This window comes from Aquincola tertiaricarbonis, assembly GCF_000969605.1.
Classification (GTDB): domain Bacteria; phylum Pseudomonadota; class Gammaproteobacteria; order Burkholderiales; family Burkholderiaceae_C; genus Aquincola; species Aquincola tertiaricarbonis.
Map to the genome: position 1 here is coordinate 143,459 of NZ_JZUE01000003.1, position 20,623 is coordinate 164,081.

At 70.9% G+C, this 20,623-nt stretch carries 19 protein-coding genes and 2 tRNA genes; 12 read left to right on the plus strand and 9 right to left on the minus strand.

Annotation, left to right across the window (positions count from 1 at the left end; genetic code table 11):
• Window positions 1–7: 7 nt before the first annotated feature.
• Window positions 8–1,162, plus strand: a complete 1,155-nt coding sequence (locus VO99_RS04785) for a metallophosphoesterase family protein (RefSeq protein WP_083440357.1) — start codon at window positions 8–10, stop codon at window positions 1,160–1,162.
• Entirely contained in the window at window positions 1,159–3,801 is a 2,643-nt protein-coding gene (locus VO99_RS31795; RefSeq protein ID WP_046111676.1) for an AAA family ATPase, read from the plus strand. The genes VO99_RS04785 and VO99_RS31795 overlap by 4 nt, the downstream gene beginning before the upstream one ends.
• Before the next feature lie 23 nt (window positions 3,802–3,824).
• On the opposite strand, the gene VO99_RS04795 is transcribed toward VO99_RS31795, so the two are convergent.
• Window positions 3,825–4,727, minus strand: coding sequence for a dienelactone hydrolase family protein (locus VO99_RS04795; RefSeq protein WP_046111677.1), 903 nt, complete (start codon window positions 4,725–4,727; stop codon window positions 3,825–3,827).
• 139 nt (window positions 4,728–4,866) lie between these two features.
• Between VO99_RS04795 and VO99_RS04800 the strand changes: the two genes are divergently transcribed.
• Entirely contained in the window at window positions 4,867–5,592 is a 726-nt protein-coding gene (locus VO99_RS04800; protein ID WP_046111857.1) for a glutathione S-transferase N-terminal domain-containing protein, read from the plus strand.
• On the opposite strand, the gene VO99_RS04805 is transcribed toward VO99_RS04800, so the two are convergent.
• Genes VO99_RS04805 through msbA form a run of 3 tightly spaced genes read right to left on the minus strand, consistent with a single transcriptional unit; the run spans window position 5,585 to window position 8,571 of the window.
• Window positions 5,585–6,016, minus strand: a complete 432-nt coding sequence (locus VO99_RS04805; protein ID WP_046111678.1) for a DUF3037 domain-containing protein — start codon at window positions 6,014–6,016, stop codon at window positions 5,585–5,587. The genes VO99_RS04800 and VO99_RS04805 overlap by 8 nt on opposite strands.
• Complete coding sequence (locus VO99_RS04810; RefSeq protein WP_046111858.1) at window positions 6,013–6,822, minus strand: HipA family kinase; 810 nt, start codon at window positions 6,820–6,822, stop codon at window positions 6,013–6,015. Before VO99_RS04810 ends, VO99_RS04805 begins: the two co-directional genes overlap by 4 nt.
• 15 nt (window positions 6,823–6,837) lie before the next feature.
• Window positions 6,838–8,571, minus strand: coding sequence for a lipid A export permease/ATP-binding protein MsbA (msbA, locus tag VO99_RS04815; protein ID WP_046111679.1), 1,734 nt, complete (start codon window positions 8,569–8,571; stop codon window positions 6,838–6,840).
• A 100-nt stretch (window positions 8,572–8,671) separates the two neighbouring features.
• Here msbA and tolB point away from each other — a divergent pair, with 100 nt between their 5' ends.
• The 6 genes from tolB (at window position 8,672) to VO99_RS04845 (ending at window position 12,302) form a co-directional block, all read left to right on the plus strand.
• Window positions 8,672–9,937 carry a Tol-Pal system beta propeller repeat protein TolB gene (gene tolB / locus VO99_RS04820; RefSeq protein WP_046111680.1) on the plus strand — a complete coding sequence of 422 codons (1,266 nt, stop codon included), beginning with the start codon at window positions 8,672–8,674 and terminating at the stop codon, window positions 9,935–9,937.
• A gap of 60 nt (window positions 9,938–9,997) precedes the next feature.
• Window positions 9,998–10,537 (plus strand): peptidoglycan-associated lipoprotein Pal, encoded by a 540-nt coding sequence (gene pal / locus VO99_RS04825; protein ID WP_046111681.1) that lies wholly within the window; start codon window positions 9,998–10,000, stop codon window positions 10,535–10,537.
• Window positions 10,500–11,294 carry a tol-pal system protein YbgF gene (ybgF, locus tag VO99_RS04830; RefSeq protein ID WP_083440358.1) on the plus strand — a complete coding sequence of 265 codons (795 nt, stop codon included), beginning with the start codon at window positions 10,500–10,502 and terminating at the stop codon, window positions 11,292–11,294. Before pal ends, ybgF begins: the two co-directional genes overlap by 38 nt.
• Before the next feature lie 10 nt (window positions 11,295–11,304).
• Complete coding sequence (locus tag VO99_RS04835) at window positions 11,305–12,129, plus strand: tRNA threonylcarbamoyladenosine dehydratase (protein WP_083440359.1); 825 nt, start codon at window positions 11,305–11,307, stop codon at window positions 12,127–12,129.
• Window positions 12,120–12,195: transfer RNA gene (locus VO99_RS04840), tRNA-Lys, on the plus strand. The genes VO99_RS04835 and VO99_RS04840 overlap by 10 nt, the downstream gene beginning before the upstream one ends.
• Before the next feature lie 31 nt (window positions 12,196–12,226).
• Window positions 12,227–12,302 (plus strand) — tRNA-Lys (locus tag VO99_RS04845).
• A gap of 82 nt (window positions 12,303–12,384) precedes the next feature.
• Here the strand turns inward: VO99_RS04845 and VO99_RS04850 are convergent.
• The 5 genes from VO99_RS04850 to VO99_RS04870 all read right to left on the minus strand — a co-directional run bounded on the left by VO99_RS04850 (window position 12,385) and on the right by VO99_RS04870 (window position 17,710).
• Window positions 12,385–13,335, minus strand: coding sequence for a DUF533 domain-containing protein (locus VO99_RS04850; protein WP_046111683.1), 951 nt, complete (start codon window positions 13,333–13,335; stop codon window positions 12,385–12,387).
• 29 nt (window positions 13,336–13,364) lie between these two features.
• Entirely contained in the window at window positions 13,365–14,231 is an 867-nt protein-coding gene (locus VO99_RS04855; protein ID WP_083440386.1) for an NYN domain-containing protein, read from the minus strand.
• A 35-nt stretch (window positions 14,232–14,266) separates the two neighbouring features.
• On the minus strand, window positions 14,267–15,466 hold the full coding sequence (gene ppk2 / locus VO99_RS04860) for a polyphosphate kinase 2 (protein ID WP_046111684.1): 1,200 nt from the start codon (window positions 15,464–15,466) through the stop codon (window positions 14,267–14,269).
• Between the two features lie 64 nt (window positions 15,467–15,530).
• Entirely contained in the window at window positions 15,531–16,754 is a 1,224-nt protein-coding gene (locus VO99_RS04865; RefSeq protein ID WP_046111685.1) for an AGE family epimerase/isomerase, read from the minus strand.
• The gene (locus VO99_RS04870) at window positions 16,751–17,710 is read right to left on the minus strand and encodes a LysR family transcriptional regulator (protein ID WP_083440361.1); all 960 of its coding nucleotides are present in this window, start codon (window positions 17,708–17,710) and stop codon (window positions 16,751–16,753) included. The genes VO99_RS04865 and VO99_RS04870 overlap by 4 nt, the downstream gene beginning before the upstream one ends.
• Before the next feature lie 91 nt (window positions 17,711–17,801).
• Here VO99_RS04870 and VO99_RS04875 point away from each other — a divergent pair, with 91 nt between their 5' ends.
• From VO99_RS04875 to VO99_RS04885, 3 genes are read left to right on the plus strand one after another with little or no spacing between them, the layout of a single operon-like run.
• Window positions 17,802–18,035: a YjiS-like domain-containing protein gene (locus VO99_RS04875; protein WP_046111686.1), complete on the plus strand. Its 234-nt coding sequence runs from the start codon at window positions 17,802–17,804 to the stop codon at window positions 18,033–18,035.
• A gap of 30 nt (window positions 18,036–18,065) precedes the next feature.
• Window positions 18,066–19,148, plus strand: a complete 1,083-nt coding sequence (locus VO99_RS04880) for a 3-deoxy-7-phosphoheptulonate synthase (RefSeq protein WP_046111687.1) — start codon at window positions 18,066–18,068, stop codon at window positions 19,146–19,148.
• Window positions 19,149–19,169: 21 nt separating this feature from the next.
• Window positions 19,170–20,591, plus strand: coding sequence for an FAD-binding oxidoreductase (locus VO99_RS04885; RefSeq protein ID WP_046111688.1), 1,422 nt, complete (start codon window positions 19,170–19,172; stop codon window positions 20,589–20,591).
• The last annotated feature ends 32 nt before the right edge of the window (window positions 20,592–20,623 follow it).

The following is a 20,623-nucleotide window of genomic DNA, read 5'->3' on the forward strand; positions in this document are numbered from 1 at the left end:
GGGGCGCTTGACCCTGCGCCTGCTCCACACCGCCGACTGGCAGATCGGCCGCATCTACGCCCAGTTCGAGCCTGACGATGCGCAGGCGCTGTTCGAGGCGCGCTTCCAGGTCGTCGAGCGGCTGGCCGCGCTGGCACGGCAGCACGAGGTGCATGCGGTGCTGGTGGCCGGCGACGTGTTCGATGCACAGACGGTGTCGGACAAGACCATCCGCCGCCTCTTCAACGCGATGCAGGCCTACGCCGGCCCCTGGCTGCTGCTGCCCGGCAACCATGACGCCGCGCTGGCCGAGTCGGTCTGGCAGCGCGCGCACCGGCTGGGCGCGGTGCCGCCCAACGCCATCACCTGCCTGCAGCCCGGCGTGCAACTGGTGGCCGACCGGCTGGCGGTGCTGCCCGCGCCGCTGGTGCAGCGGCACACCCATGCCGACCTCACCGACTGGTTTGCCGCCGCCGCCACGCCCTCAGGCATGCCGCGCATCGGCCTGGCCCATGGCTGCGTGCAGGGCGTGCTGCCCGAAGAGCTGGACTCGGCCAATCCCATCGCCGCCGACCGCGCGGCCAGCGCCGGGCTGGACTACCTGGCGATGGGCGACTGGCACGGCACCCGCCGCATCGACGATCGCTGCTGGTATGCCGGCACGCCGGAGACCGACCGCTTCAAGGCCAACGACTCGGGCCAGGCGCTGCTGGTCACGCTGGCCGGCCCGGGCGCGCCGCCGCAGGTGCAGCCGTTGCCCACCGGCCGCTACCGCTGGCGCCAGCTGGACGCGCGCCTGGCGGTACCCAGCGACCTGGACGACACCCTGCGCCTTCTGGACGCCACCGGCCCGGACGACGTGCTGCAGTTCCGCGTCGCAGGCCTGTGCGACCTGCAAGGCCAGCGCCGGCTGCAGGCCGCGGTGGACAGCGCCCGCGCCCGCGTGCGCGCGCTGGTGCACGAGGCCCACGGCCTGCGGCTGGAGCCCACGCCCGAGGACCTCGCCGCGCTGCATGCCGACGGCTACGTGGGCGAGGTGCTGCAGCAGCTGCGCGCGGAGCAGGCCGGCGGCGAAGCGGACGATCCCCAGGCCCGCACGGCCCGGGATGCGTTGCTGATCCTGGCCCGCCTGCTGGATGAGCAGGCCGCGCCGTCGCCTGCCCGGCCGAGGGCCGGCGCATGAAGCTGCGCCGCCTGTGCATCAGGAGCTTCAAGCGCTTTCGCGAACCGCTGCTGCTGGAAGGCTTTGCCGACGGCCTGAACCTGTTTGCCGCGCCCAACGAGTGCGGCAAGAGCACCGTGGCCGAGGCCATCCGTGCCGCCTTCTTCGAGCGACACCGCTCCAGCAGCGTGGAGCATCTGCGGCCCTGGGGTGAGCCGTCGGCCACGCCCACGGTGGAGGTGGACTTCGAGCTGGGCGGGCGGCAGCACCGGCTGACCAAGGCCTTCCTGGGCAAGAAGCGCTGCGAGCTGGTGATTGCCGGCCAGCCGCCGCTGGATGGCGCCGCCGCCGAGGACCACCTGGCCGGCCTGCTGGGCTTCAAGTTCCCCGGCAAGGGCGCCAGCGCGCCCGAGCACATGGGCATTCCCGGCCTGCTGTGGATCCGCCAGGGCACCGCCCACGAGCTGGCCGACGCGGTGCAGTACGCCGCCGACCATCTGCGCCAGGTGCTGGGCGAATCCATGGGCGAGCTCACCGCGTCCGGCGGCGATGCACTGCTGCGCACGGTGGAAGGCCTGCGCAACGAGCTGCTGACACCGGCCACCGGCAACCCGAAGGGCGAGTACGGGGCAGCGCTGGCACGGCAGGCCGAGCTGGCCGGGCAGCTGCAAGCCCTGGACCGCGAGATCGGCGCCTACCAGGACAGCGTGGACCGGCTGGCCGGCCTGCGCCGTGCACACGAGCGCGACGCACAGGCGCGGCCCTGGGCCGGCGTGCGTGAACAGCACCAGGCCGCAGTGGCCCGGCTGCAGGCCGCACAGGGCCTGGAAGCGCGCCAGCAGGCCGAGCAGGCGGCGCTGCAGCAGTGGCGCACACAGGCCGCGGCCTTGCGTTCGGAGCTGGACGCCCTGGCGCGTGACGATGCGGCCGTGGCCACGCGCCAGCAGGCGCTGTCGCACAAGGCGGCGATGGAAGCCGCGGCCCAGGCCGAGCTGCAATCCTGGCAGCGCCGGCATGAGGAAGCGATGGCCGCCGATGCCCAGGCCCGCCAGCTGCAGCAACGGGTGCAGGCCGCCGCCACGCGGGCGGAACTGGCCCGCCATGCGGCCGAACTGGACGCCAGCCTGGGCGCCCTCGCCGACGCCTCGCGCCGCGCGCAGGAGGAGCGCCAGCGCGGCATCCGCCTGCAGGCCGAGGCGCAGGCCCTGGCCATCGCACCGGCCGAGCTACAGCGGCTGAAGCGCGTGGCGCAATCGCTGCGCGAGGCCGATGTGCGGCTGGAGGCGGCAGCCACCACGCTGGAGTTCGAGCTGCTCGACGGCTGCCAGGTGCGCCTGGGCGACGAGCCGTTGCAGGGCCGCGGCCGCCGCACCGTGGTCAGCCGCACCGACCTCGTGATCGAAGGCCTGGGGCGCATCAGCGTGCAGCCGGGCGGCGCGGACATCCCGGCATTGAAGGCACAGCGCGACGCCCTGGCCACCGAGCAGGCCAGCCTGCTGCAGGGCCTGCGCGTGGCGCACCTGGCCGAAGCCGAGGAGCGTGCGCGCCAGGCCGTGCAGCGGCAGCAGGAGGCGCAGGCCAGCGGCAAGGTGCTGCAGGCGCTGGCGCCCCAGGGCGTGGAGGCGCTTCAGGCCGAGCTGGCTGCGCGCACTGCACGGGCGGGCGAGCTGCGTGCCGCGCTGGCCGGCCTGCCGGCCGCCGCGGAGGATGGCCAGGCCGGGCCCGACCCGGCCAGCGTGCAGGCCCAGGCCGAGCGCGCGGCGGCCGCCCTGGCCGCGGCGGCCCAGGCCCTCAGCCAGGCCCGGGTGGCCGCCGGCAAGGCGCAGAGCGACCATGAGGCCGCCCGCCAGGAACTGGCCGCCGCCCAGGCCACGGCGCAGGACGCCCGGCGCGGCCAGCGCAAGATCGCTGCACAGCAGGCGCTGGTGGACACCGCCGCGCAGGAGGCCACGGCACAGCAGCGCGTGGAGGCCACCGCCGCCGAGCTGAAGGCGCTGAACCTGGCGCTGCTGCGGCAGGACGTGGACCGCCTGTCCCGCAGCGCCCAGCAGCTGGAGGAAGCCCATGAACGCCGCCGCCAGGACATCACCCGGCTGGAGGTGGAGCTGGAGACCAAGGGCGCGCTGGGCCTGGAGGAGCAGCGCGCCGAGCGCGAGCGCGAGCTGGAAGCCGCCAGCCGCCGCGCCACCGAACTGGCCCGCCGCGCCGCCGCGCTCGATCACCTGCTGGGCCTGCTGCGCGAGAAGCGCTCGGCCCTGGCCCGCCGGCTGCGCGCGCCGCTGCAGAAGCACCTGGACCATTACCTCGGCATCCTGTTTCCCGGGGCGCATGTGGAGGTGGCGGACGACCTGTCGCCCGGCGCCATCACCCGCACCGGCCCGCGCGGGCCGGAGAGCGGCAGCTTCGAGGACCTGAGCATCGGCGCACGCGAGCAGATGGGCATCGTCGCCCGGCTTGCCTATGCCGACCTGTTGCAGGAGGCCGGCCGGCCCACGCTGCTCATCCTGGACGATGCGCTGGTCAACACCGACGAGGACCGCCTCGGCCAGATGAAGCGCGTGCTGTACGACGCCGCCCAGCGCCACCAGGTGCTGATCTTCACCTGCCATCCGGCCGCGTGGCGCGACCTGGGCGTGGTGCCGCGCGGGGTTGGAACCTGAGGCGCCGCGCGGCCGCGGGTCGTTCAGGCGCGCAGCGTGCGGTTGAACAGCTCCAGCGTGCGCGCCCAGGCCTGCTGCGCGGCCGCCTTGTCGTAGCGCGGCGTGGTGTCGTTGTGGAAGCCGTGCTGCGTGCCCGGGTACTTCATCGCATTGAAGGGCACGTTGGCCGCCTTCAGGGCCGCTTCGTAGCCGGGCCAGCTGGCATTGATGCGCTCGTCGTTCTCGGCATAGACGATCAACAGCGCCGCCTTGATCTTCGGCACCTGGTCCGCCGGCGGTGCCATGCCGTAGAAGGGCACCGCCGCGCCCAGCTCGGGCAGGCGGGTCGCCAGGAAGTTGGCAATGCCGCCGCCATAGCAGAAGCCCACCACGCCCAGCCTGCCGTTGCCGCCGTCGACCGTCTTCAGATGGTTGCTGGCGGCAATGAAATCCTCCTGCGTCTTCGACTGGTCGAGCTTGCCAAACAGCTCGCGCGCCTTGTCCTCGTCGCCGGGATAACCGCCGAGCGGGAACAGCGCATCCGGCGCAAAGGCGATGAAGTTCTCCAGCGCCAGCCGACGCGCCACGTCCTCGATGTGCGGATTGAGGCCGCGGTTCTCATGCACCACCAGCACCGTGGGCAGCGGCCCCGACGCGCCGGCCGGTCGGGCGAGGTAGCCGCGGCCCTTGCCGTAGCCGCGCGGCGAATCGAACTCCACCGTTTCGGTGCGGATGCGGGCGTCGCCGGCGGGCACCTGCTGCGCCTGCGCGAAGCGCGGGCTCAGCGCCGCCAGCAGCGCGGCGCCGGTGGTGCCGCCCACGGCAAAGCGGGCGGCGCCGTCGATGAAGCCGCGCCGGTCCAGCTGGCCATGCACGTACTGGTCGAACAGCCGCAGCACTTCGGGATGGAAGTCGGCAGCGGTCTGGCGAGGGGGCTCATGGGCCATGGTCACTCCTGTACGGCTTGAAGGACTGTCGGTGTAACCGAGGGCGGCCAACCCGCCGTGCCGCGGGGCCTTGCGCCGGCCCTCGGCCGCGGGCGCCGGCTTGTCCGATCATGTCCGCTTTGGCAACCCGAGCGGCAACATGATCGACCTGCACTACTGGACCACGCCCAACGGCCACAAGATCAGCATCTTCCTGGAGGAATCGGGGCTGCCCTACCAGGTACATCCGGTGAACATCGGCAAGGGCGAGCAGTTCCAGCCCGAGTTCCTGCGCATCTCGCCCAACAACCGCATCCCGGCCATCGTCGACACCGAGCCGGCGGGCGGCGGCGGCCCGCTGTCGGTGTTCGAGTCGGGTGCCATCCTGCTGTACCTGGCCGACAAGACCGGCCGCTTCGTCCCGCAGGACCTGCGCGGCCGCACCGAGGTGCTGCAGTGGCTGTTCTGGCAGATGGGCGGGCTGGGCCCGATGGCCGGGCAGAACGGCCACTTCCACATGGCCGCGCCGGAGAAGATCCCCTATGCGATCGAGCGCTACGTGAAGGAAACGGCGCGGCTGTACGGCGTGCTGGACAAGCGCCTGGCCGACCGCGAGTTCATCGCCGGCGACTATTCCATCGCCGACATGGCCAGCTATCCCTGGGTGGTGCCGCACAAGCTGCACGAGCAGAAGCTGGAGGACTTCCCGAACCTGCAGCGCTGGTTCAACGCCGTGCAGGCACGGCCCGCCGTGCAGCGCGCCTATGCACTGGCGCAGCAGATCAACCCGCCGCGCGAGCTGACCGACGAGGAGAAGGAAGCCCAGCGCAAGATCCTGTACGGCCAGGGCGGGCAGGGCAGCACCGGCGCCACCGTCGTCAAGTAGCCGGCGGCCTGGGCAGCGGCCGGCGCACCATGCGCGCCAGCAGCTGCTCCATGGCCAGCGGCAGGTCGTCGCAGCGTCCGGTGTGCACCTGCGAGGTCTGGATGCTGGCGCTGCGCGGCGCCACCAGCCAGTGGAACCGCTCGCGCACCGGCAGCAGGCCCAGCGCGCCTGCCGCCGCACCCCCTTCGCAGATGCGCGGGATCGCCGCCAGCGCGGCGTTGATGGCATCCAGGTCCACCGACGGGTCCAGCGCCAGCAGCCGGGCCTCGTCCAGCTCGATGCGTGCCTGCAGGAAGCGGCGCGAGGCACACGAGAGGATCACGCCGGCATTGATGAACTCGCCCCGCTCCACGCGCGGCACCACGCGCACGATGGCGTAGTCGTAGTGGCAGGCGAAGCGCTGCGGATCGGGGGCGGTGGTCATCGGCGCGGGGCGGTGTTCAGCGCGGCATGGGCGCGCACGGCTTCGGCGGCGAAGGGGCGTGGCGCCTGCAGCCGCCTGCAGAAATACTGAAGGTAGGCATCGCGGTGTTCAGCGATGCTGGCGAACGGCACGTCGCCGCCCAGCCATTGGTCGGGTATCAGGTCCACGATGGCGCGGATGACGTCTTCATCCAGCAGCGCGCCCAGGCGCGCATCGGCCTCGGCCAGCCGGCTGGCGTGCGGCAGCAGTACATGGTCCTTCACATGCGCGAAGGCACTGGTCGCACGCGCCAGGTAATCGTTCCAGTCATGGTGGAAGAACAGCGCCGCGCCATGGTCGATCAGCCACAGCCGGCGGTGCCACAGCAGCAGGTTGGCATTGCGCGGCGTGCGGTCGATGTTGGTGGTGAACGCGTCGTGCCAGACGACGGCCGATGCCTCGTCGGCATCGGGCTGCTGCACCAGCGGGTCGAAGGTGACGCTGCCGGGCAGGTAGTCCAGCGCGAGATTCAGGCCCGCGCTGGCGCGGATCAGGTCCTGGATCTCCGGGTCGGGCTCGGTGCGGGCCATCTCGGGGTCGAGCTGCATGAACACGATCTCGGGCACCCGCAGGCCGACCGCGCGGGCCAGCTCGCCAGCCACCAGCTCGGCGATCAGGGCCCGGGGCCCCTGGCCGGCACCGCGGAACTTGAGCACGTACAGGCCCTGGTCGCAGGCCTCCACCACCGCGGGCAGCGAGCCGCCCTCGCGCAGCGGCGTGACGTAGCGCGTGGCGGCGATGGTGCGGATGGTGGGCGGGTTGGGCATGGCCGGCATGTTCCTTCAGGTGCCGCGGAACTGCATCGCATGCAGCCGCGCATACAGGCCGCCGCGGGCCAGCAGCTCGGCGTGCGTGCCTTGCTCCACCACGCGGCCGTGCTCCATGGCCACCACGCGGTCCGCATGCTCGATGGTGGACAGCCGGTGCGCGATGACCAGCGTGGTGCGGCCCTGCATCAGCCGCTCCAGCGCCTGCTGCACCGCGCGCTCGCTTTCGCTGTCCAGGGCGGAGGTGGCCTCGTCCAGGATCAGGATGGGTGCGTTCTTGTAGATGGCCCGTGCAATGGCCACGCGCTGGCGCTGGCCGCCCGAGAGCTGGCTGCCGTTGTGGCCGATGACGGTATGGATGCCCTGCGGCAGCCGCTCGACGAACTCATGAAGGTTGGCATCGCGCAGCGCGGCCTGCACCCGCGGCTCGTCCAGCGTGTCGCCCAGCGCCACGTTGGCGGCCAGCGTGTCGTTGAACAGCACCACGTCCTGGCTCACCAGCGCGAACTGCCGGCGCAGCGCCGCCATCTGCCACTGCGCCAGCGGCACGCCGTCCAGCGTGATGGTGCCCGCCGTGGGTTCGATGAAGCGTGGCAGCAGGTGCACCAGCGACGACTTGCCGGCGCCGGAAGGGCCCACCAGGGCCACCGTTTCGCCGGCCTTCAGGGCCAGGCTCACGTCGTCCAGCGCCGGCGGCTGGTCGGGCCGGTAGCGCAGGCCCACCTGCTGCAGCGTCAGCTGGCCGCGGCTGCGGCCCTCGGGCGCATGGCTGCCGCCGGTCTCGGGCGCCACCTTTTCCACCAGGTCGATGCCGCGCTCCAGCGCGGCCAGGCCGCGCGTCAGGGGCGCGGCCACGTCGGCCAGGTGCTTCATCGGGGAGGTCATCATCAGCATCGCGGTGACGAAGGCGACGAAGTCGCCGACGCTGGCACCGTCGCCCGTGCGGGCCTGCCACAGCGCCATCGCGATCACCGACGACAGCGCCAGCGCCGCCAGCAGCTGCGTGATGGGCGAGACGATGGCACCGGCCGCGGCTGACTTCATCACCAGCCGCCGCAGCCGCCGCCCCTGGTCCTTGAAGCGCTCGAGCTGCGAGCGCCCGGCCCCGTGCAGCCGCACGATGCGCCAGGCCAGCACGTTCTCCTCGACCACGTAGGCCAGGTCGTCGGTGGCGTTCTGGCCCAGCACCGCCAGCTTCTGCAGCCGTCGCGAGACCACCCGCATCACCACCGCCACGGCCGGTGCCAGCACCACCACGAACAGCGTGAGCCGCCAGTTCAGCCACAGCAGGTAGCCGAACAGCGCCACCACGGTGAGCGAGTCCCGCACCAGCGTGAGCAGCGCATTCACCAGCCGGTCGGCGCCCTGCTGCACCTCGTACACCACGGTGTTGGTCAGACCGCTGGCGGTGTGGCTGCCGTACAGGCCCGGCGCCGCGTCCAGCAGGCGGCAGAACATGGCCTCGCGCAGGTTCAGCACCGCGCCATTGGCGGCCCAGCTCAACGCGTACTGCGCGATGAAGGTGGCGGCGCCACGCACGATGTACAGGCCGATGATGGCCGCCGGCACCAGCCACAACGAGAACGTGGTGCCGGTGAAGCCCTTGTCCAGCAAGGGCTTCAGCAGGGCCGGAATCATCGGCTCCGTGGCGGCGCTGATGGCCGCGGCCATCATGGCAATCAGGATGCCTGGACGGCTCGGTCGGAAGTAGGGCGCCACGCGCCCCAGGCGTTGCAGCAAGGTCGGCATCGGCGGCGATTATCAGCGCCGGTGCCTACAATCCCGGGCATCAAGGCCAGCCTATCTCCACTGAGTGAACCGATTGCCGCCTTGCGGGTCCATTCCCGCCATGACCCGTCGTAGAACCCTGCTCGGCGCACTGGGCGCCTCCCTTTCGCTGCCATCGCTCGCGCAATTCCGCGTCGAGATCAGCGGCGTCGGTGCCACGCAATTGCCGGTGGCCATCGCCGCGTTCCGGGGCGAGGACGCCTCCGGACAGTCCATCTCCTCCATCGTGCGCGCCGACCTGGAGCGCAGCGGCCTGTTCCGCAACGTCGATGCGCCGGGCACGCTGGACGAGACTGCCTCGCCCGCCATCGCCGAATGGCGCGGCCGCGGTGCCGATGCCCTGCTGCTGGGCTCGGTCACGCGGCTGGCCGACGGCCGCTTCGACGTGCGCTACAAGCTCTGGGACATCGTCAAGGGCGCCGACCTCGGCGGCCAGAGCCTGCCCGTGGTGGCCGGCGACCTGCGCCTGGCCGCCCACCGCATCGCCGATGCCGTGTACGAGAAGCTCACCGGCGAGCGCGGCGTGTTCTCCACCCGCATCGCCTACGTCACCCGCAGCGCCAACCGCTACAGCCTGCGCGTGACCGACGCCGATGGCGAAGGCGGTCAGGTCGCCCTGGCCAGTCCCGAGCCCATCATCTCGCCCGCCTGGTCGCCCGATGGCCGCGAGCTGGCCTATGTGTCCTTCGAGACGCGCAAGGCGGTGGTCTGGATCCAGGACGTGAGCTCCGGCCAGCGCCGCCAGGTAGCCAACTTCCGCGGCAGCAACAGCGCGCCGGCGTGGTCGCCCGACGGCTCGCAACTGGCGGTCACGCTGTCGCGCGATGGCGGCTCGCAGCTGTTCCTGATGGGGCGCGACGGCGGCAACCTGCGCCGCATCACCAACACCATGGCCATCGACACCGAGCCGGCGTTCTCGCCCGATGGCCGCTGGCTCTATTTCGTCAGCGACCGCGGCGGCAGCCCGCAGGTCTACCGCATGCCTGCTGGCGGTGGCGGTGCCGACCGGGTGAGCTTCACCGGCAACTACAACATCAGCCCGACGCTCAGCCCCGATGGCCGCTCGATGGCCTGGGTCACGCGCCAGGGCGGCGGCTTCAAGCTGGTGGTGGCTGATGCCGCCGGCGGCAATGCGCAGACGATCACCGACACCAGCAGCGATGAGAGCCCGAGCTTCGCACCCAACAGCCGGCTGCTCATCTACGCCACGCGTGCCCAGGGCCGCGACGTGCTGATGACCACCACGCTGGACGGCAAGATCAAGGCCCGGCTGCTGTCCTCGGGCGTCGACGTCCGCGAGCCCGTGTGGGGCCCGTTCGGCCGTTGAGCGTCCGCACCTGAAGTACCCATTCAAACCCCTCCACTTCCCAAATCGAAAGGAAGCACCATGACTGCTTTTCGTTCTTCCCTCGGCGCCCTGGCCGTCGCCGCCCTGCTGGCCGGCTGCGGTTCCAACGTCAAGCTCGATGAGAACGCCGGCAACGTGCCGGTGGAGTCGCGCAATCCCGCGGGCAATGCGGGTGGTGCCACCGGCGGCGCAGGCCAGTCGGGCGTGGCCACGGTCGACCTCGGCGCGTCGCGCAACAATGCCGGCAGCAACCTGCCGCGTGTCGTGTACTTCGACTTCGACAGCTTCAGCGTCAAGGACGAGTACCGCAACGTGATCGAAGCCAACGCCCGCGCGCTGGCCGCCGACCGCAACAAGCGCGTGGCCGTGGAAGGCCACACCGACGAGCGCGGCGGCAGCGAATACAACCTGGCCCTCGGCCAGAAGCGTGCCGAGGCCGTGGCCCGTGCGCTGACGCTGCTGGGCGCCTCCGCGACGCAGGTGGAAGCCACCAGCTTCGGCAAGGAGCGTCCGGCGGTGCAGGGCAGCGACGAGTCCGCCTATGCGCAGAACCGCCGCGCCGAGATCAAGGACAAGTGAGATGCGCCGCACGCTGATCGCGGCGGCCCTGGCGGCGTTGGCCTTCAGCGCCAACGCGGCCTTGTTCGAGGACGAGGACGCGCGCCGCGCCATCCTCGAACTGCGCAGCAAGCAGGCCGCCACCGAGGACCAGCTCAAGGCCGCGCTGGCCCGCCTGAACGAAAGCAACGAGCAGGTGCGCCGCAGCCTGCTCGACTTGAATGCCCAGCTGGAAGCGCTGCGCAGCGACAACGCGCGCCTGCGCGGCCAGCAGGAGCAGCTGCTGCGCGACGTGTCCGAGCTGCAGCGCCAGCAGAAGGACATCGCCCAGGGCGTGGACGAGCGCATGCGCAAGCTGGAGCCGCAGAAGGTGGCGGTGGACGGCAAGGAGTTCCTGGCCGATCCGGAGGAAACCCGCCAGTACGACGCGGCCATCAAGCTGCTGCGTGGCGGCGACTTTGCCGGCGCTTCCAATGCGCTGGCCGCCTTCGTGCGCAGCTTCCCGGCCAGCGGCTACAACGACAGCGCCCGCTTCTGGCTGGGCAATGCGCTGTACGGCAAGCGTGACTACAAGGAGTCGGTGGCCACCTTCCGCGCCTTCCTGGCGGCTGCGCCCACGCATCCCAAGGCCCCCGAGGCCTTGCTGGCGGTGGCCAACACGCAGGTGGAGATGAAGGACAGCAAGTCGGCCCGCGTCACGCTGAATGAGCTGCTGAAGAACTATCCGCAATCCGAGGCGTCGGTGGCCGCCAAGGAACGGCTGGCTGCGTTGAAGTAAGCCCGCTTCCGTGGAGCACGACGCCGACCTGGAACGCCGCTTCGGCGGCCTGCGCCGCCTGTATGGCGATGCGGGCTATGCCCGCGTGCGTGCCGCCCGCGTGGCGGTGGTGGGCCTGGGCGGCGTGGGCTCCTGGGCGGCCGAGGCACTGGCCCGCAGTGGCGTGGCAACGCTGGTGCTGATCGACCTGGACCATGTGAGCGAGTCCAACGTCAACCGGCAGATCCAGGCCCTGGGCGCCACCATCGGCCAGTCGAAGGCCGAGGCGCTGAAGGCCCGCATTGCCGACATCCATCCCGGCTGCGAAGTCATCTGCGTCGAGGACTTCGTCGAGCCGACCAACTGGCCGGCGCTGCTGCCGGTGCCCGTCAGTGCCTTGATCGACTGCTGCGACCAGGTGCGGGCCAAGCTGGTGCTGGCCGAGTGGGCCTTGCGGGAGCAGCTGCCGCTGGTCACCGTGGGCGCGGCTGGCGGCAAGCAACTGGCGCAGAAGGTGGAAGTCGACGACCTCTCGCTGTCCACGCACGACCCGCTGCTGGCTTCCATGCGCCAGCGGCTGCGCAAGGCCGGCGCCGCGCCGCGGCAGGGCGCCATCGGCGTGCGCTGCGTGTTTTCTCGCGAGCCGGTGCGTGCGCCGGATGGCGAGTGCGACATCGACGGCACGCTCAACTGCCATGGCTATGGCTCGACCGTCACCGTCACCGCCACCTTTGGCCTGGTGGCTGCTGGCGAAACCATCCAGCAGCTGATTTCGGCCAAGCCTATTGGCAAGCTCGAAAAACATGCTATAGTGCAGGGCTCTGCAGACGGGTTCATTACTCAGTCGGGTTGTTAGCTCAGTCGGTAGAGCAGCGGACTTTTAATCCGTTGGTCACAGGTTCAAGTCCTGTACAACCCACCAGTTCGCTGATGCAGGAATTGGACAAGATCAGGGGCTCTTAGCTCAGTTGGTAGAGCAGCGGACTCTTAATCCGTTGGTCGAGTGTTCGAGTCACTCAGGGCCCACCAAATCGCTCGAAGAAAAAGGCTTGCACGACAGTGCAGGCCTTTTTTCTTTGGCGCGCCGCTTTCGCGGGCGCCCCGGCATTGCTCAGGCCGACTTCACCATCTGCAGGATCTGCCCGGCGTCCAGCGTGCGGGCCTTCTGCTGGATCTGCGGCAGGTACTGCGTCTGCAGTTGCTTGGCCGGCTGCAGCAATGACTGGAAGGTCTCCTGCAGCATCGCGGTGCTCATCTGACGCCCACCGGCGTAATAGCGCTTGGCCAGGTGGCCCAGTGCGTAGGTGCTGGCGAACGAAAACGCCATGCCGGTGGCCGCGCTGCCCAGCCCTCGGCCCAGGCCGCCGCCCACCTTGCCGAGCAGCCCGCCCAGCAGCTTGCGGCCGAACTGCTCCACATACTGCGACGTGAGGCCCACGCCGGCCGCGGCGATGAATTCCTTGATGTGGCCCTTGTCCAGCTCATAGCCATGGGCCTGGCCGATGCGGTACACCAGCTTCATCTGCAGCGGAATGATGGCCATCGAGGCCCAGCTCTGCGGCAGCAGCTCCAGCGCACCGTTCAGGATCGAATGGTTGAGGATGGAGCTGTCCAGGTCGGCGGTGGGTACCTGCGCGGCTGGCGCCGGTGTGGCGGTGGCCAGCGGTGGCGGCACGGTGACCGGCACCGCGGCGATGGCATCGGCCTCGCGTTCCACCTCGGCCGTCTGGGTGCGGCCCAGCTTGAGCGCCGACTTCAGCTGCGACAGGAAGGCCTGCTCGGCGGGTGACTGCGTGCCATCGGCATCACACACGCACACCGCCATCTCGTAGGCCAGCAGGCGCTGGCCTTCGTCGGGTAGTGCGGCCGCAGCCTGCGCCACGTTCACCCGCTTGAGCAACACGTCCTGGTACAGGCCGGCCAGGGCCGGCGTGCCGGACTCGCCGGCCAGGCTGTCGGCGATGCGCTTGATCTCCTCGCGCTCGGTGTCGGCCTTCTCGCCATCGGCAAAGGCGGCCAGCAGGGCGATGGTCAGCAACGCGCGTTGTTCGGTGGCTTGCATGGTGTGTCGGGCGGCCGTTGGCCGGGCAGTCAGGGAAGCTCGTCGGACACTCCGCGCGGCGCGGGAGTTCCGGTATCCGGCTGTACGACAGTGCGCAGGCGCAGCTGCTGGTCGAACTCGCCCTTGCGGGTGTCGAACAGCGTGCCCTCCAGCGTCTTGAGCATGGCGGAGAAGGTGGGGTGGCCGAACTCCTTCGGGTCGAAGGTGGGATCGAGCCGGCGCACCATGTTCAGGATGGGCGCCTTGTTCACCCAGGCATCGCCCTTCGATTCGGCCAGCAGCCTGACGGCGCGCTCGATGGTGGCGTTGGCCTGCTCTTCCGGCGTGGGCGCAGGGCTGGGCGTGGAGGCCGTGGCAGGTGCTTCGTCGGCCACCAGGCTGTCGTAGTAGCGGAATTCATGGCAGCTCTTGGCCCAGTGGCGGTTGGTGGAACGCCGGGTGCCGATGCCGATGAGCCGCCGGCCCGCGGCCTTGACCTTCTGCGCCACTGGCATGAAGTCGCTGTCGCCGCCCACGATGATGACGGTGCCGATGTGGCCGAAGCGGGTGATGTCCTCCACCGCGTCCAGGCACAGCTTGATGTCGGCGCCGTTCTTGGCCGAGGCGCCCGGCGGAAAGAGCTGGATCAGCTCCACCGCGCCCTGCAGCAGCGCGTCGCGGTAGCGGCCGAAGTACTGCCAGTTGCAGTAGGCGCGGTTGATGGCCACCGGCCCGAAGGAGGCGGCCAGCTCCAGCACGGCCTGCACCTGCACCAGCGGCTCCTGCACCTTGAAGCGGTTGTCGGGCTTGCCGTAGGTGCCTTCGCCGAAGGCGGCTTCCACCAGGCTGGCATGCAGGTTCTCGAAGTCCCAGTAGAGCGCGACGGACTGGTTGTCTTGGGTGTCTTGGCCATTCATGGCCTGCATGATGCCCGCTGGCCGGCCGCGGGCGTTCAGCCGTGGCCGGTGGCCGCCAGCTCGTCGTCGCCCACCACCGAGACCAGCGCCGGCCGGCCGACGATCAGCGGGTCGACCGGCCCCACCGTGGCCAGCTCGCGCTGCGTATACGGCAGGCGGTGCAGCAGGTAGCGCATCGCGTTCAGGCGCGCGCGCTTCTTGCAATCGCTCTTGATCACCGTCCACGGCGCATCCGAGGTGTCGCAGTGCACGAACATCGCTTCCTTGGCGTGGGTGTAGTCGTCCCACTTGTCGAGCGAGGCCATGTCGATCGGGCTCAGCTTCCACTGCTTCAGCGGATGCACCTTGCGCTCCTTGAAGCGGCGCCGCTGCTCGGCCTGGCTGACCGAGAACCAGAACTTGAACAGGTGCACGCCGCTGCGCACCAGCTGCCTTTCGAACTCGGGCGCCTGGCGCAGGAATTCGTCGTACTCGTGGTCGGAGCAGAAGCCCATCACCCGCTCGACGCCGGCGCGGTTGTACCAGCTGCGGTCGAACAGCACGATCTCGCCGCGCGTGGGCAGGTGCTCGATGTAGCGCTGGAAATACCACTGGCCACGCTCCACCTCGCTGGGTTTTTCCAGCGCCACCACGCGGGCGCCGCGTGGGTTCAGGTGCTCCATGAAACGCTTGATGGCGCCGCCCTTGCCGGCAGCGTCGCGGCCCTCGAAGAGGATGACCACCCGCTGGCCGGTGTCCTTCACCCAGGCCTGCAGCTTCAGCAGCTCCACCTGCAGCCGGTACTTCTGGTGTTCGTAGCTCTTGCGCGAGAGCAGGTTCTTGTACGGGTAGGTGCCTTCGCGCCAGCCGGCGCTCAGTTCCGCATCGGGGTCGATGGCGGGGCGTTGGGCGTCGGCGCGGCGCGGAGGCTCGAACAAGGCGCGGCGCAGCGCCTTCACCTCGTCGGGCGAAGCGCCGGCGATGAGCGTCTGCAGCTGGTGCAGCGCCTCGCCGGCGGGCGTCTTGCGGCCGGCATCGGCCAGCAGGTCGGACACCACCAGCGACTGCACCGTGGCGGTGGTGCTGCTGCGCCGCTGCACCTGGTCGGCCTCTGCGGCGCGTGCGGTCAGGCTGGGCAGGGTGTCGCCGGCCTGTACCGGGCGTGGCGCGGTGGCCGGGCGCGTCGGCAGCCGCTTGCCGGCGCGGATCACTGCAGTGGAACGGGAGGGAGCGCGAACTGCAGTGTCTTTGGCCATGCCTGTCTCGCTGGTTGAAAACCAGCGATGTTGCGCCGGCCGTCGCGGCGTTGCTTGATCCGCGTCAAACCGCGGCCAGCGCGCGCAGCACGTCGTGGCAGGCACCCATGGTGTGGTAATCGGTCTTGCCGGCCGGGCTCTTCTCGTCGGAGTAGGGCCGGTTGTCGGGCGTGCGGATGCGGTACCAGGCGCCATGCTGGTGGTCGATCATGTGGGCCCAGCTGTAGCTCCACAGGCGGTCGTACCACTGCCAGTAGCCGGGCTCGCCGGTGCGCAGGCCCAGCAGCGCGGCGGCCGCGAAGCTCTCGGCCTGTACCCAGAAGTACTTGTCGGCGTCGCACACGGCGCCGCCGGGCTCGAACCCATACACCAGGCCGCCGTGCTGCGCATCCCAGCCGTGCTGCACGGCGGTATCGAAGAAGCGGCGCGCGGTGGGCACGATCCAGTCCGGGCGCGCGGCCGGCGGCAGCCGCGCTTCCAGCTGCAGCAGCAGCTTGGCCCATTCGGTGAGGTGGCCGGTCTGGAAGCCCCAGGGCCGGAAGATGTTGCTGCGGTCGTGGCGGTTGTAGTCCCAGTCCACCTGCCAGGCACCTTGCGGGCCGGTGCGGTAGTGCTCCCACACCAGGCCATCGGCCAGCCCGGCCAGCCGCTGCGTGACCGATTCGGCCAGCAGCAGCGCACGGTCGAGGAAGCGTTGCTCGCCGGTGGCCTCGTGGGCCGCCAGCATCGCCTCGCAGCCGTGCATGTTGGCGTTCTGGCCGCGGTAGGGGCTGAGCTGCCAGCCGGGCGTGGCCTCGTCGGCATACAGGCCGTTGGCCGGCTCCCAGAAGCGCTGTTCCATCAAGGCGAAGGTGTCGTGCAGGCCGGCCAGCGCTTCGCCGATGCCGGCCATCACCGCATGCGCATGGGCCAGCAGCACGAAGGCCATGCCGTAGCAGTGCTGGGTCGCGTCCTGCACCGTGGCGCGTTGGCCGTCCCAGTCCAGCAGCCAGGCATGGCCGCCGTTGGGCTGCCCATGCGCCTGCTGCACGAACTGCAGCGCATGGCGCGCGGCGGCCTGGTCGTGCGGCCGGCCGAAGCGGCGGAAGGCCATCGCATGGTTGAAGACGAAGCGCGTGCTGCTGACCAGGTGCCGCGTGCGGCGGTCGTAGACCGTGCCGTCGTCCTTGAAGAAGTGGAAGAAGCCGCCGCTGGCATCGAGCGCGCGGCCCTCGTAGAAGGACAGCGTGTGGCGGATGTGGCCGAGCAGGAAGTCGGGCGAGCGGAAGTCGGGCTGTGGCGTGTTCATCGTGCGGTACGGCGTGGGCTGCGCGCGGCAGGGGCGGCGCTGCCGCGCATTCTGCGCGGCGCGCCCTGGGCGAAGCGGGCCAGCAGCTGCAGCACCTGCTGCGCAGCGGCATCCAGCCGCGCCGGCGGCCGGTGGGCGATGCCCAGGTGCCGGGTGAGGGCGGGCTTGAGCGGGCGCAGCTGCATGCCGGCATCCAGCTGCGACAGCGGTCCGCCCACCTCTTCCATCGGCAGCACGGCGGCGCCGTAGCCGGCGGCCACCAGGCTCTTCATGGCCAGGGTGTAGTTCAGCTCGATGCGCGCCCGCGGGCTGTGGCCGGCGGTGGCGAACCATTCCATCGTCAGCCGGTACATGCGGGTGGTGGCATCGTTGAAGATGAGCGGCTTGCCGGCCAGCCAGTCGGGCGTGACGCTGCGCGGGGCGGCCCAGGCACCGGGCAGGAAGGCCATCATCGGATCGCTGCGCCAGGCGCTCACCTGCACCTCGTCGGATGCCGGCTGCGGCAGTGCCACCACGCCGATGTCCAGCGTGCCGGCATGCAGCCGCGCCATGGTTTCGTCGGAGCCGAGGATGGCCAGGTCGACGTCGATGTCCGGCGCCTGCTCGGCCAGCGCCGCCAGCACCTGCGGCAGCAGGTGCACGATCACGCCGGTGGAGGTGCCCAGCCGCACCTTGCCCGCCCGGCCCTGGGCGATGCGGCGCACGCTCTCGGCCGCGTCGTCCGCGCCCTTGAGCAGGCCGCGTGCATGGTCGATGAGCGCCGCGCCAGCGGCCGTGGGCGTGGCCTTACGCGGCCCGCGCTCCAGCAGCGGCACGCCCATGCGCGATTCCAGCTCGGCGATGTGCAGGCTGACCGTGGGCGCGGCCAGGTGCAGCGCCCGCGAGGCGGCGGCGAAGGTGCCGAGGTCGGCGATGGACACCAGCGTCTGCAGCTGGTCGAGGTTGATGGCACGCATTCAGCAATGCTGAAGCAAAGCGTCAGATCATTCAACTTTTCAAAGGTGTGCACGGATCGCACCATCACTGCCCAACCACACGGGAGATGCGATGGACACCTTGCTGGACACCTCCACGGCGCCGCCTGCCGGCGCGGCCCGGCCGCTGCCGCCGATGCGCTGGCTGCAGGCCGCCCACGATGCCTGGCGGGCCGCCCGCCGGCGCGCGGCCGATTTCCGCACGCTGCAGGCCATGGGCGAAGCCGAGCTGCGCGACCTGGGCATCGGCCGCGGGGAGGCCGGCCACGTCATCCGATGCGGCGGCAAGTCCCGCGGGCCGTGGTGACATGGGGCGGGCGGTACGATCGACGCCGCCATGTCCCAGCCCGCGCCAGCCCCCATTTCCGACCTGCACATCGCCCGCGCCGAGGTGCTGCCCGAGCCCCGCGCGCTGCGCGAGGCCCTGCCGGCCGGTGAGGCCGAAGCCGCGCACATCCGCCAGTCGCGCGAGGCCGTGCGCGCCATCCTGCGCGGCGAGGACGACCGGCTGCTGGTGATCGCCGGCCCCTGTTCCATCCACGATCCGGACAGCGCGCTGGAATACGCCGGCCGCCTCTTGCCGCTGGCCCGGCGGCTGCAGGGCGACCTGCTGGTGGTGATGCGGGTGTACTTCGAGAAGCCGCGCACCCGCATGGGCTGGAAGGGCCTGATCTACGACCCCGGGCTGGACGGCAGCGGCGATATCGGCCGCGGCCTGCACGAGGCCCGCCGGCTGCTGCTGGCCTGCGCGCGCATGGGCATGCCCACCGCCTCGGAGATCCTGGACCTGGTGACGCCGCAGTACTACGCCGAGCTGCTGACCTGGGGCGCCATCGGCGCACGCACCGTGGAAAGCCCGCTGCATCGGCAGATGGCCTCGGCGCTGTCGGCGCCGGTGGGCTTCAAGAACACCACCTACGGCGGCCTGGCGCCGGCCATCGACGCCATCCATGTGGCAATGCAGCCGCACACCTTTCCGTCCGTCTCGCTGGAGGGGCGGGCGATGGTGGTCACCACCACCGGCAATCCGGACGGCCACCTGATCCTGCGCGGCGGCAGCGACGGCCCCAACTACGGTGCCGAGCATGTGGCCCGTGCCGCGCAGGCGCTGCGCGAATCCGGCCTGCCGGAGCGCGTGGTGATCGACTGCAGCCACGGCAACAGCAGCAAGGACTATGCACGCCAGCCGCTGGTGGCCGCCGACGTGGCAGGCCAGGTGGCGGCCGGCGCGGCCGTGCCTTGCGGCGTGATGCTGGAGAGCCACCTGGTGGAAGGCCGGCAGGACATCACCCACGGCCACCAGGGCCTGCGCCACGGCCAGAGCGTGACCGACGCCTGCATCGGCTGGGACGCCACCGTCGGCGCGCTGGAAGGCCTGGCCGCCGCGGTGCGGGCCCGCCGCCTGCTCCAGCCCGCCTGAAGACTTCCGCCAGGACGCCACATGACCCCGATTGCCCTCGACACCCTGCGCGCCGCCTTTGCCGGCCGCCTGCTCACCGCGCCCGACGAGATGGCGCCCTTTCTCACCGACTGGCGCGGCAAGTGGCACGGCGCCGCCATCGCCGTGGCCCAGCCCGACAGTGCCGCCGACGTGGCGGCGGTGATGGCCTGGTGCCACGAGCGGCAGGTGCCGGTGGTGCCGCAGGGCGGCAACACCGGGCTGTCCGGCGGCGCCACGCCGGACGACAGCGGTCGCGCGCTGGTGCTGTCGCTGGCACGGCTGAACAAGGTGCGCCGCATCGACACGCAGAACAACACGATGGAGGTGGAAGCCGGCGTCACGCTGCAGCAGGTGCAGGACGCGGCGGCGGAGGCCGGGCGCCTCTTTCCGCTGAGCCTGGCGGCCGAGGGCACCTGCACCATCGGCGGCAACCTGGCCACCAATGCCGGCGGCGTGCAGGTGCTGCGCTACGGCAATGCGCGCGAGCTGTGCCTGGGCCTGGAAGTGGCCACCGCCGACGGCGAGCTGTGGAACGGCCTGCGCGGCCTGCGCAAGGACAACACCGGCTACGACCTGCGCGACCTGTTCATCGGCAGTGAAGGCACGCTCGGCGTGATCACCGCGGCCACGCTCAAGCTGTTCCCGCAGCCGGCGGCCAAGGTGGTGGCCTTCGTCGCCGTGCCCTCGCCGGACGCGGCGCTGTCGCTGCTGGCCCTGGCGCAGTCGAAGCTGGCGGCCAGCCTGACGGCCTTCGAGCTGATCAGCGACGTCTGCATCGGCCTGGTGCTCAAGCACATGCCCGGCAGCCGCCAGCCGCTGGGCGAGGCCAGCCCCTGGTACGTGCTGCTGGAGGTGTCCGACGCGCATGACGAGGCACATGCGCAGGCCGCCATCGAAGGGCTGCTGGAAGCCGCGCTCGAAGAGGGCCATGCCACCGACGCGGCGGTGTCCACCTCGCTGGCGCAGTTCGAGGCGCTGTGGGCGCTGCGCGAGAACATCTCCGAATCGCAGGGCGCCGAAGGCAAGACGATCAAGCACGACATCGCCCTGCCGATCTCGCGGATCCCCGAGTTCCTGGCCAGCACCGATGCGGCCATCGCCGCGCAGTTCAGCGGGGTGCGCTTGGTCGTGTTCGGCCACCTGGGCGACGGCAACCTGCACTACAACCTGTCGCCCGCCGAAGACCGCCTGGGCCCGGTGCATGCGCCGGCCTTCGTGGCACTGGAAGGCCCGCTGAACAGGCTGGTGCACGACGCGGTGGCCGCGCGCGGCGGCTCCATCTCGGCCGAGCACGGCCTGGGCGTACTGCGCCGCGACGAGGCCGCCCGCTACAAGAGCCCCGTCGAGCGGCGCATGATGCAGGCGGTGAAGTTGGCGCTGGATCCGCTGGGGCTGATGAATCCGGGCAAGCTGCTGGCCTGAAGGCGCCGCAGGGCCGCGGGTTCCACCCGGCA